Source organism: Janthinobacterium foliorum (assembly GCF_978021625.1).
Window position 1 is genome coordinate 1 of sequence record NZ_CDXDQE010000062.1, and the last position, 428, is coordinate 428.

Annotated in this window: 1 rRNA gene; it reads right to left on the reverse strand. The window is 54.4% G+C overall.

The window, feature by feature from the left end:
• A 16S ribosomal RNA gene (locus tag ACZ92H_RS29485) occupies positions 1–428 on the reverse strand; the annotation flags it as partial.

Below are 428 nucleotides of genomic sequence, written 5' to 3' on the forward strand. Positions count from 1 at the left end.
CGGTTAAGCTACCTACTTCTGGTAAAACCCGCTCCCATGGTGTGACGGGCGGTGTGTACAAGACCCGGGAACGTATTCACCGCGACATGCTGATCCGCGATTACTAGCGATTCCAACTTCATGCAGTCGAGTTGCAGACTACAATCCGGACTACGATACACTTTCTGCGATTAGCTCCCCCTCGCGGGTTGGCGGCGCTCTGTATGTACCATTGTATGACGTGTGAAGCCCTACCCATAAGGGCCATGAGGACTTGACGTCATCCCCACCTTCCTCCGGTTTGTCACCGGCAGTCTCATTAGAGTGCCCTTTCGTAGCAACTAATGACAAGGGTTGCGCTCGTTGCGGGACTTAACCCAACATCTCACGACACGAGCTGACGACAGCCATGCAGCACCTGTGTACTGGTTCTCTTTCGAGCACTCCCC